Source organism: Streptomyces sp. NPDC045955 (genome assembly GCF_056430805.1).
Genome location: NZ_JBWKKY010000008.1, coordinates 215,726 through 231,707 on the forward strand (window position 1 = coordinate 215,726; position 15,982 = coordinate 231,707).

15 protein-coding genes are annotated in these 15,982 nt (G+C 73.2%); 11 read left to right on the forward strand and 4 right to left on the reverse strand.

Annotated features, from left to right (window positions below; genetic code table 11):
* Positions 1–160 precede the first annotated feature (160 nt).
* The 11 genes from AC07F0_RS18865 (at position 161) to AC07F0_RS18915 (ending at position 12,562) form a co-directional block, all read left to right on the forward strand.
* Positions 161–1,417: an ATP-grasp domain-containing protein gene (locus tag AC07F0_RS18865; protein ID WP_478980188.1), complete on the forward strand. Its 1,257-nt coding sequence runs from the start codon at positions 161–163 to the stop codon at positions 1,415–1,417.
* The gene (locus AC07F0_RS18870) at positions 1,414–2,250 is read left to right on the forward strand and encodes a Rossmann-like domain-containing protein (RefSeq protein WP_478980190.1); all 837 of its coding nucleotides are present in this window, start codon (positions 1,414–1,416) and stop codon (positions 2,248–2,250) included. The genes AC07F0_RS18865 and AC07F0_RS18870 overlap by 4 nt, the downstream gene beginning before the upstream one ends.
* Positions 2,247–3,365, forward strand: a complete 1,119-nt coding sequence (locus AC07F0_RS18875) for a PLP-dependent cysteine synthase family protein (protein ID WP_478980192.1) — start codon at positions 2,247–2,249, stop codon at positions 3,363–3,365. Before AC07F0_RS18870 ends, AC07F0_RS18875 begins: the two co-directional genes overlap by 4 nt.
* A complete protein-coding gene (locus tag AC07F0_RS18880) occupies positions 3,362–4,414 on the forward strand; it encodes a dipeptide epimerase (RefSeq protein WP_478980194.1) in 1,053 nt (350 codons plus the stop codon). The genes AC07F0_RS18875 and AC07F0_RS18880 overlap by 4 nt, the downstream gene beginning before the upstream one ends.
* On the forward strand, positions 4,398–5,633 hold the full coding sequence (locus AC07F0_RS18885; protein WP_478980196.1) for an MFS transporter: 1,236 nt from the start codon (positions 4,398–4,400) through the stop codon (positions 5,631–5,633). Before AC07F0_RS18880 ends, AC07F0_RS18885 begins: the two co-directional genes overlap by 17 nt.
* Entirely contained in the window at positions 5,630–6,412 is a 783-nt protein-coding gene (locus AC07F0_RS18890; protein ID WP_478980198.1) for a class I SAM-dependent DNA methyltransferase, read from the forward strand. Before AC07F0_RS18885 ends, AC07F0_RS18890 begins: the two co-directional genes overlap by 4 nt.
* A gap of 15 nt (positions 6,413–6,427) precedes the next feature.
* Positions 6,428–8,002, forward strand: a complete 1,575-nt coding sequence (locus AC07F0_RS18895; protein WP_478980199.1) for an ABC transporter substrate-binding protein — start codon at positions 6,428–6,430, stop codon at positions 8,000–8,002.
* Entirely contained in the window at positions 7,999–8,952 is a 954-nt protein-coding gene (locus AC07F0_RS18900) for an ABC transporter permease (RefSeq protein WP_478980201.1), read from the forward strand. The genes AC07F0_RS18895 and AC07F0_RS18900 overlap by 4 nt, the downstream gene beginning before the upstream one ends.
* Positions 8,949–9,749 carry an ABC transporter permease gene (locus tag AC07F0_RS18905; RefSeq protein ID WP_478980203.1) on the forward strand — a complete coding sequence of 267 codons (801 nt, stop codon included), beginning with the start codon at positions 8,949–8,951 and terminating at the stop codon, positions 9,747–9,749. The genes AC07F0_RS18900 and AC07F0_RS18905 overlap by 4 nt, the downstream gene beginning before the upstream one ends.
* Positions 9,746–11,302: an ABC transporter ATP-binding protein gene (locus tag AC07F0_RS18910; protein ID WP_478980205.1), complete on the forward strand. Its 1,557-nt coding sequence runs from the start codon at positions 9,746–9,748 to the stop codon at positions 11,300–11,302. The genes AC07F0_RS18905 and AC07F0_RS18910 overlap by 4 nt, the downstream gene beginning before the upstream one ends.
* Positions 11,303–11,443: 141 nt before the next feature.
* Positions 11,444–12,562: an acyltransferase family protein gene (locus tag AC07F0_RS18915; RefSeq protein ID WP_478980207.1), complete on the forward strand. Its 1,119-nt coding sequence runs from the start codon at positions 11,444–11,446 to the stop codon at positions 12,560–12,562.
* Positions 12,563–12,565: 3 nt separating this feature from the next.
* On the opposite strand, the gene AC07F0_RS18920 is transcribed toward AC07F0_RS18915, so the two are convergent.
* From AC07F0_RS18920 to AC07F0_RS18935, 4 genes are all read right to left on the reverse strand, one after another.
* Positions 12,566–12,739: a hypothetical protein gene (locus AC07F0_RS18920; RefSeq protein WP_478980209.1), complete on the reverse strand. Its 174-nt coding sequence runs from the start codon at positions 12,737–12,739 to the stop codon at positions 12,566–12,568.
* Between the two features lie 204 nt (positions 12,740–12,943).
* Complete coding sequence (locus tag AC07F0_RS18925; protein ID WP_478980211.1) at positions 12,944–13,168, reverse strand: hypothetical protein; 225 nt, start codon at positions 13,166–13,168, stop codon at positions 12,944–12,946.
* Between the two features lie 388 nt (positions 13,169–13,556).
* Positions 13,557–14,579 (reverse strand): hemolysin family protein, encoded by a 1,023-nt coding sequence (locus AC07F0_RS18930; RefSeq protein WP_478980213.1) that lies wholly within the window; start codon positions 14,577–14,579, stop codon positions 13,557–13,559.
* Positions 14,576–15,919 carry a hemolysin family protein gene (locus AC07F0_RS18935; RefSeq protein ID WP_478980215.1) on the reverse strand — a complete coding sequence of 448 codons (1,344 nt, stop codon included), beginning with the start codon at positions 15,917–15,919 and terminating at the stop codon, positions 14,576–14,578. The genes AC07F0_RS18930 and AC07F0_RS18935 overlap by 4 nt, the downstream gene beginning before the upstream one ends.
* Positions 15,920–15,982 lie beyond the last annotated feature (63 nt).

Consider the following 15,982-nt stretch of genomic DNA (forward strand, 5'->3'; position numbering starts at 1 on the left):
TGCGGGACGGGTCAAGAGGGTCTCCAGAAGATCTTCGCCCAACCAGGTGACAATGAAAATGATTATCGATAACGTCTCTGGCGGCAACACCCGGCACCCTCCCCGGAGGGTTCGCCGGGCTGCCCGTGCGCCTTGAACTCGCAGCGAGGAAAGGGGAGTTGTGGCTCATCTGTTGGTGGTCGAGAGCTGGGTCGGGTCCATGAGCAGACTGCTGCCGCGGGCGATCCGGGAGAACGGGCACGCGTTCACGTTCCTCACCCGCGACCTGCACCACTACCTGCGCTCCGCACCGGAGGGGACGGCCCATCCGCTGCTCGGCGCCCGCAACGTCATCACCGCCGACACCAACGACATCGAGACGCTGCTGCCCGAGGTCGAGCGGCTCCACGGGGTCCTCGGCTTCGACGGGGTCGTCACCTCCTGCGACTACTACCTGCCGACGGTGGCCCGGATCGCGGGGCGCCTCGGTCTGCCCGGCCCCGGTCCCGAGGCCGTGGAGAACGCCTGCCACAAGGACGCCACCCGCCGCGTCCTCGACGACGCCGGGGTCCCGGGGCCGCGCTTCGCCGTGCGCGAGGAGTGGGCCGACATCGCGCGGGCCGCGCGGGAGATCGGCTACCCGCTCGTCGTCAAGCCCGTCGACCTGTGCGCGGGCATGTACGTGCGCCGGGTGGACGACGAGGCCCAACTCGCCGCCGCCTGCCGGGCCCTGGCCGACTTCCCGGTCAACGCGCGCGGACAGCGGCGGACGCCCGTGGTGCTGCTGGAGGAGCTGCTGAACGGCCCCGAGGTGAGCGTCGAGACGGTGTCGCACGCGGGCGCGGTCCACGTGGTGGGCGTGACCGACAAGAGCGTCGGCGGCGCACCCGCCTTCGTCGAGACCGGCCACATGTTCCCCGCCGCTCTGCCGCCCGGCGACACCGAGGCCGCCGAACACACCGCCCTGGCCGCGCTCAAGGCCCTCGGCCTGACCGACGGGGTCGTGGCGCACACCGAGATCAAGCTCACCTCCGCCGGTCCGCGCGTGGTCGAGGTCAACCCCCGGCCCGCCGGAAACCGCATCACCGAACTCATACGCCACGTCACCGGAATCGACCTCGCCGCCGCCTTCGTGGACGTCGCCCTGGGCCGCGCCCCCGACCTGCGCCGCATCGACACCGGGTTGCGCAGCGCCGCGATCGGCTTCCTGGTGCCGGAGGCCTCGGGCACCCTCGAAGCGCTGGACGGCAGCGGCGTACGGGACCTGCCCGGGGTGCTGGAGGCCCAACTCGCCGAGCTCGGCAGGGCCGTGAAGGCGGCGGGCAGCAACAACGAGTACCTCGGACACGTCATGGCCGGCGACGCCGACGGGCTTGGGGCACGCGATCGCGTCGAGAGCCTGCTGGACGGGCTGCGCGCCGGGCTGGTGATCCGATGACCACCGCGACCTCCGGAGTGTCGTACGACGACCTCGTGGACCGGGTCCGCGCGGGCGCCCTCGGGCCTGATCCGGCCACTCAGCGCATCTCCGTCGCCTTCACCACCCGGCAGGCCGTACGGCACGACGGGCGCGGCACCGGCTACCGCAACGAGGTGCTCAGCCTGCGTCTCGCCGAGGCCGTCGGCTCCTGCGCGGTCGAGCCCGGGACGCTGCCGGACAGCGCCGTCGAGGACTGCGTGGGCGCGGACGTGGCGCGACTGCTGGAGCACCCGCTGCCGCCGGTGCGCGTGGCGGCCCTCGACGCCTACCTGATGCACGTCCTGCCGCACACCCACGCCCAGGGGGCCAGGACACTCCCGCTGCCCGCCGGGTCGTCGCTGGAGAAGTCCCGGGCCCGCGCCAAGGCCGTCGTCGGCCTGCTCGACCTGCCGCCCGGCGCCACGGTGCTCGTGGTGGGCGTCGTCAACTCCCTGCTGGAAGCGCTGCGTTCGCGCGGCCTGCGCTACGTCCCCTGCGATCTCAAGGGCGGCGAGACCGAGTGGGGCGAGCCGGTCGTCACCGACGCGCTCGCCGCGGCCGGCCCCTGTGACGCGCTGCTCGTCTCCGGCATGACCCTGGGCAACGGCACCTTCGAACCCCTGCGGCACCACGCACTGGCGCACGGCAAGCAGTTGGTGATGTTCGCCCAGACCGGGAGCGCCGTACTGCCCCGCTTCCTCGGGCACGGCGTCAGCGCGGTGTGCGCGGAGCCGTACCCGTTCTTCTGGCTCGACGGCGGCCCCGGTGTCCTGCACCGCTACGACGGCTCCTGCCCGGGAGGCGGACGATGACCGCCACCGCGCTCCGGCCCGCCGCGCGACGGGAACTGCTCTCCCTGGTCGGCCGTACCCCCCTGGCCCGGATCACCGCGGACCTGCCGGGCCCGCACCCCGGTTTCTGGGCCAAGCTCGAAGGCCTCGCGGCGGGCGGGATGAAGGCCCGCGCCGCCGTGTCCATGCTGCTGGGCGCCCGCGACCGCGGCGAACTGCTGCCCGGCGCCCCGGTGGTGGAGTCCACCTCCGGCACGCTCGGCATCGGGCTCGCCTTCGCCGGGCAGGCCCTCGGCCACCCCGTCGTGCTGGTCGGCGACAGCGAACTGGAGCCGTCCATGCGGCAGTTGCTGCGCGCCCATGGAGTGCGGCTGGAGGTCGTGGACCGGCCGGCGCCGCGGGGAGGCTGGCAGGCCGCGCGCCTGGTCCGGCTGCGGGAACTGCTCGCCGAACTGCCCGGCGCCTACTGGCCCGACCAGTACAACAACCCCGACAACACCGCCGGCTACGCCTCCCTGGCGGCCGAACTCGCCGTCCAACTCGATCACCTGGACATCCTGGTGTGCAGCGTCGGCACCGGCGGCCACAGCGCCGGCATCATCGGCCCGCTGCGCAGGCACTGGCCCGCCCTGCGGCTCATCGGCGTCGACGCCACCGGCTCCACCATCTTCGGCCAGCCCGCCCGGCCCCGGCTGATGCGCGGCCTGGGCAGCAGCATCCACCCGCGCAACGTCGCCTACGACGCCTTCGACGAGGTCCACTGGATCGGCCCCGCCGAGGCCGTCGACAGCTGCCGCAGGCTGGCGCGCGGCGCCTTCGTCAGCGGCGGCTGGAGCACCGGCGCCGCCGCCCGGGTCGCCGCCTGGGCCGCCCGCGTCCACCCCGGGGCGGTCGTCGCCACCGTCTTCCCCGACGGCCCGCACCGCTACCTCGGCACGGTCTACGACGACGACTTCACCACCGCCCACGGCCTCGACCCGGCCGCCGCGGCCACCCGGCCCGTCGAGATCCCGCACCCGCACGCGGCGGAGGCCGCCGGCTGGGCCCGCTGCACCCGCGTCAGCGACCCGCTCACCGCCCCGGCCCTCCGGGCCCCTGCCCTCCCGGCCCCCGCCCTCCAGGAAGAGAGCCCGTGAAGTCCAGCCTGCGCACCGTACGCCTCGCACTCGCCGAGCCGCTGCGCATCTCCCGTTCCACCATGGCCGCGCGCGACGCCGTGTGGCTGACCGTCGAGCACGACGGACTGCGCGGTCACGGCGAGGCCGTCACCAGCGTGTACTACGGCCTCGGCACCGAGACGCTGCTGCGGCTCCTCACGGCCGTGGACCTGAGCCGCTTTCCCGGTCCGGAGAGTGCCCTGGAGGCCCTGCGGGCGGGGGAGTGGCTCGACGGTGACGTGCCGCCCGCCGTCACCGCCGCCGTCGAGTCGGCGCTGCTCGACCTGGCCGGCAAGCGCGCGGGCGTCCCCGTGCACCGCCTCCTCGGAGCCGCCGCACCGCCCGTGGCCGCCACCGCCCGCACCATCGGCATCACGTCCCCCGGCCACGCGGCCGCCCAGGCCCGGCGGTTCACCGCGAGCGGCTTCCAGGTCCTCAAGGTCAAGGCGGGCGCCCCCGACCCCGAGGACGACATCGAGCGCGTCCGCGTCATCCGCGATGCCGCACCCCGGGCCAGGCTGCTCCTCGACCCCAACGGCGCCTGGTCCGTGGCGCAGGCGGACGCCCTGCTGCCGCGCTTCGCCGACCTCGGCGTGGAGGCCGTCGAGCAGCCCGTCGCCCCCGGCGACCCGGATGCCCTGGGCGCCCTCGCGCAGCGCGCACCGCTGCCCGTCATCGCCGACGAGGACGCCGTCGGCCTGGACGACGTCCGCCGCCTCGCCGGACGGGTCCACGGCGTCAACGTCAAGCTCGCCAAGTGCGGCGGCGTGCACGCGGCCCTGCGCATCGCCGAGGCCGTCGAGGGCAGCGGCACCGCCCTGATGCTGGGCTGCCTCACCGCCAGCAGCCTGGGCCTCGCCCCCGCCGTCCACCTGGCCGACCGGGCACGCTGGGCCGACCTCGACGGGCATCTGCTGCTCGCCCGCGACCCGTGGACCGGCATCGGCGGCGCCGACGGCGTCGTACGCGCTGCCGACCGTCCCGGCCTGGGCGTCGAGGAGGTGGCGGTCCGTGAAGACGTGGCATGAGATGAGGCGCTTCCCCCTCGCTGTGCGGCTCCTGCTGGTCAACCAGCTCGGCGTCAACACCGGCTTCTACCTGCTCATCCCCTACCTCGCCACCCACCTCACCGAGAACCTGGGCCTGTCGGCGGCGGTCGTCGGCATCGTCCTGGGCGTGCGCAACCTCAGCCAGCAGGGCCTGTTCATCATCGGCGGTTCCGCCTCGGACCGGCTCGGCGCGCGCGGCGTCATCATCGCCGGGTGCGCCCTGCGCACCCTCGGATTCGCGCTGTTCGCGCTCGGCGACGGACCGGCGGTGCTGCTCGCCGCCTCCGTGCTCAGCGGAGTCGCCGGGGCCCTGTTCAACCCGGCCGTGCGCGCTTATCTCGCGCAGGAGGCGGGGGAGAACAAGGCAGAGGCGTTCGCCCTGTTCAACGTCTTCGCCACCACCGGCGCGCTGATCGGCCCGCTGCTGGGCAGCGCCCTGCTGCTCGTCGACTTCCGCACCTCCGCGCTCACCGCCGCCGGCATCTTCGCCGTCCTCACCGTGGCGCAGGCCCTGGTGCTGCCCGCGCGGAAGGCGGAGCCAAGCGGCGGCGGTGTCCTCGGGGACTGGCGGGAGGTGCTCGGCAACCGTGCGTTCCTGGCCTTCGCGCTCGCCATGGTCGGCATGTTCACCCTGGAGAACCAGCTGTACCTGCTGCTGCCGGACAGGGCCAGGGAAGCCACCGGCTGGGACGGCGCGGCGGGCATCGTCTTCCTCGTCGGTACGGTGGCCAACCTGGCGCTGCAACTGAGGATCACCAGGAGTCTCAAGGCCCGTGGCAGCAGGGGGCGTTGGGTCGCCGTCGGGCTCGCCGTGACGGGACTGTCCTTCCTGCCGCCGGCCTTCGTGCCGGGCATGCTGCCCCTCCTGGCGGGCGCCCTGCTGCTCCACATCGGCCTCATGGTCGCCCAGCCGTTCGTGATGGAGCTGATCCCCGGCTTCGGCCGCCCCGAACTCACCGGCACCTACTTCGGCATCTTCTACGTCGTCTCCGGCGTCGCCGCCGCCCTCGGTAACACCGCCGTCGGCTGGGCCATGGACACCGGCGAACACGGGGCCGCGTGGCTGCCCTGGCTGTGCTGTGCCCTCCTCGGCCTGGCCTCCGCGCTCGGCGTGGCGTGGCTGCACCGGCTCGGCGCCCTGCCCGCGAGCCCGGCTCCGGGCGTCCCCGCCCCGGCGGGGCAGAGGAGCAGAACATGACGAGCGGCAACCTCCTCACCGACAACCCCGCCCTGTACGAGGCCCGTTTCCCCGACACCGAGCGCCTTGCCGCACGGTGGACGGAGCACTGCCTGCGCCGCCACGGGGCCGGGCCGCGCGTGCTCGACATGGGCTGCGGAACCGGCCGCGACGCCGCCGCCCTGCACGCGGCCGGCCGGACCGTGACCGGCGCCGACCTCTCCGAGACGATGCTCACCCACGCCCGCACCCACCACCCCGGTCCCCAGTACGTCCGGGCCGACCTGCACGGCTTCGACCTCGGCCGCTTCGACGCCGTCGTCTGCCTGGACAGCTCCCTGCTGTACTGCCACACCAACGACCAGCTCGACGGCTTCCTCGCCTCCTGCCGCACAGCCCTCGCACCGGGCGGCCTGCTCGTCGCGGAGATGCGCAACGGCGCCTACTTCCTGGGCCGCACCGACCTGCTCGACCGGTCCGCCGTCAACGCGTTCACCTGGCGGGGCAGGACCTACCGTTCCAGCACCACGCTGACGGTGGACCGTACCGCCCAGCTCCTGCGCCGCACCCGCGTCTGGAGCACCGATGACGGATCCCCGCCCGTCGAACAGCGCTCCGCCTGGCGGCTGCTCTTCCCGCAGGAGCTGCGGCACTTCCTCACCGCGCACGGCTTCGAGGTGCTCGAACTCCACGACGGCCCCGGCCCGCGCACCGAACCCCCTTGGCGGCAGGGCGCGTTGCCCGGCACCACCACGGACGCCGACCGGTTGCACGTCGTCGCGCGTCTTCGCACCCTCTGACCCGAAGGACCAGTCATGAACGACGAACGTTTCCCCGGCCTGCGCCGCCGCGGCTTCCTCGCCGCCGGCACCGGCGCCGCCGCCCTCGCCCTCGTCGGCTGCGGCGGCGGCACCGACGACAAGGCGGACAGCGGCAGCGGCGGAACACCGAAGCACGGCGGACGGCTGCGCGCCGCCTTCGCCGGAGGCGGGGCCAGTGAGACCCTCGACCCGCACCTGGCCAACCTGTTCGCCGACGTCGCCCGCGCCAAGGCCCTCTACGACAAGCTCGCCGACTACGGCGCCGACCTCTCCGCCCAGCCCCGCCTCGCCGCGAAATGGGAGTCGAACAAGACCCTCGACCGCTGGCAGGTCACCCTGCGCGAGGCCGCCTTCCACGACGGCAGGCCGGTCACCGCCAAGGACGTCCTCTACAGCTACCGCCGCATCGCCGACCCCGAGCAGACGTTCCGCGCCAAGGCGTCCCTGGAACCCATCGACCTCGACGCCAGCCGCGCCACCGGCGAACGGACCGTCGAGTTCGTCCTCAAGCGCCCCACGGCCGAATTCCCCAACGTACTGGCCGCGTTCGGCGCGTACATCGTCCCCGAGAACGCCACCGGCACCGACTTCGACAAGAAGCCGATCGGCTCCGGTCCCTTCCGTTTCGTCTCCTTCGCTCCCGGCCGCTCCGCCGTCTTCCGCCGCCACGAGGACTACTGGGACGGTGCCCCGCACCTCGACGAGATCGAGTTCGTCGTCGCCAACGAGGAGTCCGCGCGCGTCAACGCCCTCCTCGCCGGCCAGGTCGAGTACGCCCACGAGCTCAACCCCACCACCGCCCGCGCCCACGAGGGCCGGGGCCAGATCGAGATCGTCAGGCTCCGCAACAGCGCCATGCAGGCGTTCTGCATGAAGACCGACCGGCCGCCCTTCGACGACAAGCGGGTGCGCGAGGCGTTCTACCTCATCGCCGACCGCAGGGAACTCGTCGACGGCGCCCTGTCCGGCGCGGGCGAGGTCGGCAACGACCTGTTCGGCAAGGGCTACGAGTACTACGCCTCCTCACTGCCCCAGCGGGAACAGGACCTCGACCGCGCTCGCGCCCTGCTCAAGCGAGCCGGCGCGGAGAAACTGAAGGTCACCCTGGACACCTCGGCCGTCGCCGCCGGATTCACCGAGGCCGCGAGCATCTTCCGCGACCAGGCCGCCAAGGCCGGTGTCACCATCGACGTGAAGATGGGCAGCAAGGACTCCTACTGGAGCGACATCCTCGACGGCGGCACCCTGTGCTGCTACCGCTCCGGCGCCATGCCCATCGAGGCCCACATCTCCCAGCGGCTGCTCACCGACTCCACCACCAACGCCACCAAGTGGCAGCACAAGGACTTCGACGCCCTCTACCAGCAGGCCCAGTCCACCCGCGACAAGACCGAACGGGCCGCCGTCTACGAGCGGATGCAGCGCCGCCTGTACACCGAGGGCGGCTTCCTGATCTGGGGCTTCGCCGACTGGATCCTCGGAACGGCCCGTCGTGTCAAGGGAGTCGAGACCGAGGCGCCCGCCAACACCCTCGACTGGGCCCGCTTCGACAAGGTGTGGCTGGCGTGAGCGGTCTGCGCTCCTTCGTCACCCGGCGGCTGCTCCTCGGTGCCGTGCAGACCGTGGCCGTCGTGCTGCTGGTCTTCGCGCTCACCGAGGCGCTGCCGGGCGACGCGGCGGTGGCCCTCGCGGGCGACCAGCCCGACCCGGAGCGTATCGCCGCGATCCGCGAGGCCATGGACCTGGACCGGCCCGCCCACGAACGTCTCGCCGACTGGGCGACGGGCCTGCTGCACGGCGACTTCGGCACGTCCCTGACCTCCGGCCGGCCGGTGGTCCGGTACATCACCGACGGCTTCGGCCCGAGCCTGCTGCTGGCCGCGCTCACCCTGGCCCTGCTCGTCCCGCTCGGGTTCGGGCTCGGCGTGCTCGCCGCCCGCCACGAGGGGCGGCTGATCGACCGGCTGGTCAGCTCCGCCACGCTCGCCGTGTACGCGGTACCCGAGTTCGCCCTCGGCGTGCTGCTGGTGACCGTGTTCGCGCTGAAACTGGCGTGGCTGCCGCCCACGGCGGTGGGCTACGGCACCGACCTCCTCGGCCACCCGGCCGTGCTCGTCCTCCCCGTCCTGGTCCTGCTCTCCCGCCCGGTCTGCTCCCTCTCCCGCCTGGTCCGCGCCGGCATGGTCGACGCCCTCGCCTCGCCCTACGCCGCCCACGCCCGCCGCTACGGCGTCCCCGGCGCCCGCGTCCGCTACGCCCACGCCCTGCCCAACGCCCTCGCCCCGGCAGCCCAGCAACTCGCCCGTACCGTCGACTGGTTGCTGTGCGGGGTCATCGTCGTGGAGGCGCTGTTCGTGATACCCGGCCTCGGCACGGTCCTCCTCAACGCCGTCGCCGAGCGCGATGTGCCGGTCGTGCAGGGGCTGGCGGTGGTGTTCGGCGTGCTGACCGTCGTACTGAATCTGGGCGCGGACGTGGTGGCGTACCGGCTGACGCCCCGGGCGGGGGTGGCGGCGTGACACGCCGGTTCCTCCTCGGCCTCGCCGTCGTCGGGCTCCCGCTGGTCCTCGCCCTCCTGGGCCCCCTGTTCGCCGGTGAACCCGGCCCCCGCGCCCCCTCCTTCACCCTCGGCGACGACCACTGGCTCGGCACCGACTTCGTGGGCCGGGACGTCTGGCGGCAAGTGCTGCACGGCGGCCGTACGGTCGTGCTGACCGCGCTCGCCGCGACGGCCCTCGCCTACCTGGTCGCGCTGCCGGTCGGGCTGGTCAGCGCGGTCACCCACGCACGGCGGCTGGAGGAACTCCTGATGCGGCCCCTGGACGTGCTGCTCGCCGTACCGTCGCTGCTGCTCATCCTGCTGGTGGCGTCCGTGTTCTCGCCGGGTGCCGCCGGGCTCGCGCTGCTGGTCGCGCTGGTGAACGTGCCCGACGCCGCCCGGATCGTCCGGGCCGCGTCGGCCGAGGCGGCGGCCCGGCCCGCGGTGGAGGCGCTGCGCATGCAGGGCGAGTCGTGGTGGCGGGTCGCCGTCGGCTACGTCGGCCGTTCGGCCCTGCGCACCCTGGCCGCCGACGCCGGCGTCCGGCTGACCGGTGTGCTGTACCTGGTGTCGACGGCCGCGTTCCTCGGTGTCGGTGTCGCCCCGGACGCCGCCGACTGGGCGGTCATGGTCGACCGCAACCGCACCGGCCTCTTCGTACAGCCCTGGGCTGTGGTCGTGCCCGCCCTGCTGATCGTCGCCCTCACGACGGGCACCAACCTGCTCTTCGACGCCGCGCTGGAGAAGAGCCCCGGAAGGAAGGGACGGCGCGCGTGAACCAAGAGACGGAAGCGGCTGGCAGCGTCGCCGAGATCCGCGACCTGCGCGTGGAGATCGACGGCCGCGCGATCGTCGACGGCGTGAACCTGCGCGTGCTCCCCGGCCGCGTGACCGCCCTGGTCGGCGCCTCCGGCAGCGGCAAGACCACCACCGGCCTGGCGCTGCTGGGGGAGTACCCGGCCGGTGCCCGCGTCACGGGGGAGGTACGCCGGCCCGGGGACGGCCCGGTCGGGTACGTGCCCCAGCATCCCGCCGCCGTCCTCAACCCGGCCCGCCGCGTCAGCGCCCTGCTCGACGACATCGCCCGCCCCCGGGTACGCCACCTGACACGCCGCGAACGCCGCAGCGCGGCCCGCGAACTGGTCCTGCGGGCCCTGTCCGACGCCCAGCTCCCGGACGCCGAAGCCCTGCTGCGCCGCTACCCGCACCAGCTCTCCGGCGGGCAGCAGCAACGCGTCGTCCTCGCCCAGGCCCTGCTGCTCGGCGCGCGCGTCATCGTCGCCGACGAACCCACCACCGGCCAGGACGCGCTCACCAAGAGCCGCATCATCGACCAGCTGGCGGCGGTCGCCGCCCGCGGCATCGCGGTCCTCCTGCTCAGCCACGACCTGGACGTCGTCCGCGTGCTCGCCGACGAGGTCCTCGTCATGCGCGCGGGACGGGTCGTGGAGTCGGGGCCCCCGGCGCGGCTGTGGGCGGCGCCCCGCCACGAGTGGACCCGACGGCTGCTCGACTCACAGCGGGCGGAGCCACAGGACGCGGCGAGCGGCGACGCCCGGCAACCCGCCATGGAAGTACGGAACCTGACCGCCGTGCACGACCGCGGGAACACCGTCCTGCGCGTCCCGCACCTCGCGCTGCATCCCGGCGAGTGCCTGGCCGTGGTCGGCCGCTCCGGCAGCGGCAAGACCACACTCGCCCGCTGCCTCGCCGGCCTCCACCGCGACCACGACGGCGAGATCCTGCTCGACGGCACGCCGCTCCCGCGCAGCCTGCGCCACCGCGGCCGTGACCGGCTCGCCGCAGTGCAGTACGTCTTCCAGGACGCCCGCGCCGCCTTCGACGAGCACCGGCCCGTCCTGCCCCAGGTGGCCCGCACGGCGGTACGGCTGCGGGGCGTCGGCGAACGGGCGGCGACGGACGAGGCGTCGGCCACCCTGGACCGCCTCGGCCTGCCAGAGGAACTCGCCCACCGCAGCCCCGGCGCACTCTCCGGCGGCGAACTCCAGCGCGCCGCCCTCGCCCGCGCCCTCCTCGCCCGCCCCCGCGTCCTGATCTGCGACGAGATCACCTCCGGTCTCGACACCGTCACCCGCCGGGGCATCCTCGACCTGCTCGCCGCACTGGTCCGCGACCGCGACGACCTCGCCCTCGTCCTCATCACCCACGACCTGGACACGGCGTCGGCCGCCCACCGCATCGCCGTACTCGACGCCGGCGAGATCGTCGAACAGGGCCCGTCCCGGCGGATCCTGACCGAGCCCCGGCACCCCTTCACCGTCGCCCTCGCGGAGACGATCGCCCGTCCCGCCACGTATACCCGGGCATGAACCGAAGCGAGTCACCCCCGTTACGAGTTGAACCGGGGCACGGCCCTGTGATTAGGGTGCGGGCGATGTTCTGCGCAGACGCCACCCCCTTACCCCGGGCAAGACGAGGCACAGCCGCTTGGAACTCCTTCGGGAGGGCCCGTGAGTGACACGGTAACGACGGCCCGCCCGGTGGCCGAGGAGACCCGGGCGCCGAGGGGAACGGAACAGGGCGCGGCGGCCCGCCCGGCGAGGCAGCGGGACGCGTTCTTCGACAACGCCAAGTACCTGGCGATCGTGCTGGTGGCCGTGGGACACGCCTGGGAGCCGCTGCGACCGGACAGCAGGGCCGTCACCGCGCTCTACATGGTCGTCTACGCCTTCCACATGCCGGCGTTCATCGTCATCGCCGGCTACTTCTCGCGCACCTTCGACGGGAGCCCGGGGCGCCTCAAACGCCTGGTCACCGGTGTCGCCGTGCCGTACGTGGTGTTCGAGACGGCGTACACCCTGTTCACCCGGTGGACCAGCCAGGACCCCGACCGCCCGGTCAGCCTGCTGGACCCGCTGTATCTGACCTGGTTCCTGGCGGCGTTGTTCGTCTGGCGGCTGACGGCGCCGGTGTGGCGGCATGTGCGGTGGCCGCTGCCGACGGCCCTCGCGGTCGCGATGCTGGCGACGCTCTCACCGTCCGTCGGCCACGACCTCGACCTCCAGCGCACCCTTCAGTTCCTGCCGTACTTCGTGCTCGGCCTGCTGCTGCGGCCGGAGCACTTCCGGCTGGTGCGCCGGCGCGGGACGCGGATCCTCGCCGTGCCGGTGGCCGGATGCGCCCTGGGGGTGGCGTACTGGGCGGTGCCGCGCATGAACTACGCCTGGTTCTTCCACGCCGACAGCGCCCGGGAACTGGGGGCCCCGTCCTGGTACGGGCCCGTGATGACGCTGGCGGCCTTCGGCTGCTCGGCCGTCCTGGTCGCCTGCTTCCTCGCCTGGGTGCCCGGGCGCCGGACGTGGTTCACCGCCCTGGGCGCGGGCACGCTGTACGGCTATCTGCTGCACGGTTTCGTCGCGCAGGCCGCCAAGTACGGGGGCTGGTACGAGCCGGCCTGGGTCCAGGGGCCTGTGGGTGCGCTCGCCGCCACACTGGTCGCGGCCATGGTGGTCACGGCGCTGTGCACGCCGTCCGTCCGGCGTGTCTTGCGCTGTGTGACCGAACCGGGGATGGCGTGGGCCTTCGGCAGGGGGAACGCGGTCCCGCGGCCGGGCGATGCCCGCGGGTGATGCCTACTGCTGGGTGCCGGCTTCCTGCTGCACCGGGACGTGCCCGTTCAAGGCCTGCGTCATCTGGTGCTGCGTCTCTTCGGCGACGACGCGAGCCTCTTCGACGACGTCTCCGCGTTCGCGTATGAGGCTTTCGTAGATCGGAAGTTCTTCGGTACGGGTCGAGTCGGGTTTCACAGGTCTGTCCTATCGCTTTGCGGCCGGGCCTGAGGGGCCCGTGTAAGTCTGCGTCATCCCGAGCCGCGGTGTTACCCACCCCCGTGGTGTCCAGAATTCCGTCACGAGCTTCGCGAATTCCTCAAACTTGCGACCGTGGGAAAATATCCGGGCACGGCGAAGGGCCCCGGGAATCGCCTCCCGGGGCCCTTTACGCGGATGTCGTCAGAGCGACGTCGTGTGAACGCCCGCGCTGCCGCCGGCCGCGGCGCCCTCCGACGACAGGGCCCCCTGGAGGTCGCCGCAGACGCCCGCGGTCAGGGGCTCGACCAGGCCGGTGGAGAGGCTGCCCACGAGGCTCACGGAGCCCCCGCCCGCCATGCCGCCGGAGACGTTGTCCAGGTCGGCGTCGGAGAGCTCGGCGCTGTCGACCTGAGGGGTGAGGTTCATGGGGTGTTTCCCTTCGCGTGAATGTCCGCAAAATGGCGGTGAGCACAGGTGATCGCGGGATTCCGGAAACCGGGCTTCCGTCCCGGTGGCTCCGCCGTGCGCAGGATCAAAGCATCCCGCGGAGGAGACGGCCAAACGCTCGCCGGTGCCGAAACGGGCGCTGCGGCGACCGCCTTCACCACCGTGACCACGGACGCACCGAAATGCGCCCACTTCTTCACACATTCCGTCGCCCTGCGGCGCGCACGGGTATTGCGCCCCGATTTCCAAAGCGGGCACTTCGGTGCCAAGTTCCCGTGCCTCCTTGGGGACTTGGCGCCCGGCCTGCCGTTCCACGGCGTCCTGGCGAACAGTGTGCAGATGTGCTGGAGGTTCGGATTCCGCTCCGTCAGGCCGCCGCGGCCGGCTGCATGAGCCGGGCCAGCAGATCGTCCAGGGTGACCAGGCCGGTGAGCCGGCCCGCGGTGTCACGGACCACGGCCAGGGAGGATCGGCGGCGGCGCAGCGCCTCGATCGCGTCGGCGACCGTGGTCTCCTCCGTCAGCTCGGGCACCGGACGGGCCAGTTCCCGGGCGGTCGTGGCCCGCCCCCGGGCCCGGGCGACCAGGGCGTCACGGGCGTGCACCGAGCCGAGGACGGTGCCGTTCTCCCGGACCAGCAGCCGGGTGCGGTCGTGCGCGGCGGCCAGTCGCAGCAGGGCCTCGACGTCCGTGCCGCCCTCGACCCAGGTGAGCTCCGCGGCCGGGATCCGCAGCGCCGCGACCGGCGTCTCCGGCTCGGTCAGGGAGCGGGTCAGCAGCTCCGAGTCGGTCGCGCTGATCAGGCCCAGCCGCTCGGACTCCGCCACCAGGTGCGTCAGCTGCTCCCGGTTGTGCGCCGAGGCCAGCTCGTCGCGCGGGGCCACCCGGCACAGCCGAACCAGCGCGTTGCTCACGGCGTTGAGCAGCCGGATCAGCGGCCGTACGGCCCGCACCACGGCCCGGAACGGCGGGGAGAGCAGCATCGCCGAACGCTCGGGGTGGGCGATCGCCCACGACTTGGGGGCCATCTCACCGACCACCATGTGCAGGAACACCACCACGACCATCGCCACGGCGAACGCCACGCCGTAGCTCACGGCACTGGGCAGGCCCAGCGTGTGCAGCAACGGGTCGAGTTCGTGCGAGATCGCCGGCTTGGACACCGAGCCCAGGCCCAGCGTGCACACCGTGATGCCCAGCTGGGCGCCGGCCAGCATCAGCGACAGCTCGCGCATACCGGCCAGGGCCGCCCCGGCGCCGCGCCGCCCCTCGGCCGCCGCCTTCTCCATGCGGTGCCGCTTGGCGGCGACCAGCGCGAACTCGGCCGCCACGAAGAAGCCGCTGCCGATCAGCAGCAGCACGGTCACGAAGACCGCCATCGGGAAACTCACGCCATCTCCTCGGCTTCCGCGGTCTGCACGACCGGACTGATCCGCACCCGGTCGGCCACATGCCGGTCGAGCGTGCGGACGTCGATCACGGCGCGGGCACCGTCGGGCAGCTCGACCGTGACCCGGTCACCGACCGTCGGGAAGCGGCCGAGCCGGTCCACGACCAGGCCTGCCACGGTGTCGTAGTCGTCGTCCTCCGGCAGCCGGACACCGGTGGCCTCGGCCACCTCGTCCAGCCGGCGGCCGGCGTCCACGAGCCAGCCGTCGCCGTCCGCCACGGCGAGGACGGTGACCTTGTCGGACTCGTCGGCGATGTCGCCGACCAGCTCCTCGGCGATGTCCTCGTACGTGACGATGCCCGCCACGCCGCCGTGCTCGTCGAGGACGACCGCGAACTCGTCGTCCTGCTCCCGCATCCGCGTCACCGCGTCCGGCAGCCCGAGCGTGTCCGGCAGCAGCAGCGGACGCCGGGCCACCTCGCCGGCCCGCGCGCCGGCGAGGCGCGTGGCGGGCAGTGCCATCAGCTCGCGCACGCCCAGCACGCCCACGATGTCGTCCGGGTGGTCGCCGAGGACCGGGTAGTTGGAGTGGCCGTGCTCGGCGATCAGGCCGACCGCCTCGTCGGCACCGGCGTCCGTGCGGACGAAGACGGCGTCGGCGCGCGGCACCATCACCTCGTCGAGGGTCCGCTCGGAGAACTCCAGCGCGTGGTCCAGCAGCGCGGCGGTGTCCTTGGGCAGCGCGCCCCGCTCGTGCGACTCGCCGATCAGATGGCCCAGCTCCTCCAGCGTGGCGCCGTGATGCAGCTCCTCCACCGGCTCGATGCCGGCCTTGCGCAGCAGCCTGTTCGCCGCGCTGTCGAAGAGGCGTACGACAGGGCCGACGACCTTCAGATACGCCAGCGTCGAGGGGGCCAGCGCCTTGGCCAGCCGCTCCGGCACGGCGATGGCGAGGTTCTTCGGGGCCAGTTCGCCCAGCACCATCTGCACGACCGTGGCCAGGACGAAGGCCAGCGTCACGGAGACGCCGCTCACGGCCGCGTCGGGCAGGCCGAGCCCGGCCAGGGCGGGTCTGAGCAGCGCGGACACCGAGGGCTCGGCGATGAAGCCGACGACCAGGCCAGTGACGGTGATGCCGAGCTGCGCGCCCGACAGCATGAACGACAGCCGCTCCAGCACCCGCAGGGCGCGGGCGGCCTTCTTGCCCCCGGCTTCGGCCTCGCGCGCGAGGGTGAGCCGGTCGGCGGAGACATAGGCGAACTCCTGGGCGACGAAGTAGCCGGTGCCGGCGGTCAGCACGAACACGGCGAGCAGGCCCAGCAGGGCGTTCGCGGCACTCATCGAACACCATCCCGTCGTGTGCCGCGATCACTGATCTCGTGGCGGGATGGTCGGGGACTGTGC

Bases quoted from the DNA above. Each gene is read 5' to 3' on its own strand.
- AC07F0_RS18870 (WP_478980190.1), top strand. From the start codon at position 1,414: ATGACCACCGCGACCTCCGGAGTGTCGTACGACGACCTCGTGGACCGG.
- AC07F0_RS18875 (WP_478980192.1), top strand. From the start codon at position 2,247: ATGACCGCCACCGCGCTCCGGCCCGCCGCGCGACGGGAACTGCTCTCC.
- AC07F0_RS18890 (WP_478980198.1), top strand. From the start codon at position 5,630: ATGACGAGCGGCAACCTCCTCACCGACAACCCCGCCCTGTACGAGGCC.
- AC07F0_RS18895 (WP_478980199.1), top strand. From the start codon at position 6,428: ATGAACGACGAACGTTTCCCCGGCCTGCGCCGCCGCGGCTTCCTCGCC.
- AC07F0_RS18925 (WP_478980211.1), bottom strand. From the start codon at position 13,168: ATGAACCTCACCCCTCAGGTCGACAGCGCCGAGCTCTCCGACGCCGAC.
- AC07F0_RS18935 (WP_478980215.1), bottom strand. From the start codon at position 15,919: ATGAGTGCCGCGAACGCCCTGCTGGGCCTGCTCGCCGTGTTCGTGCTG.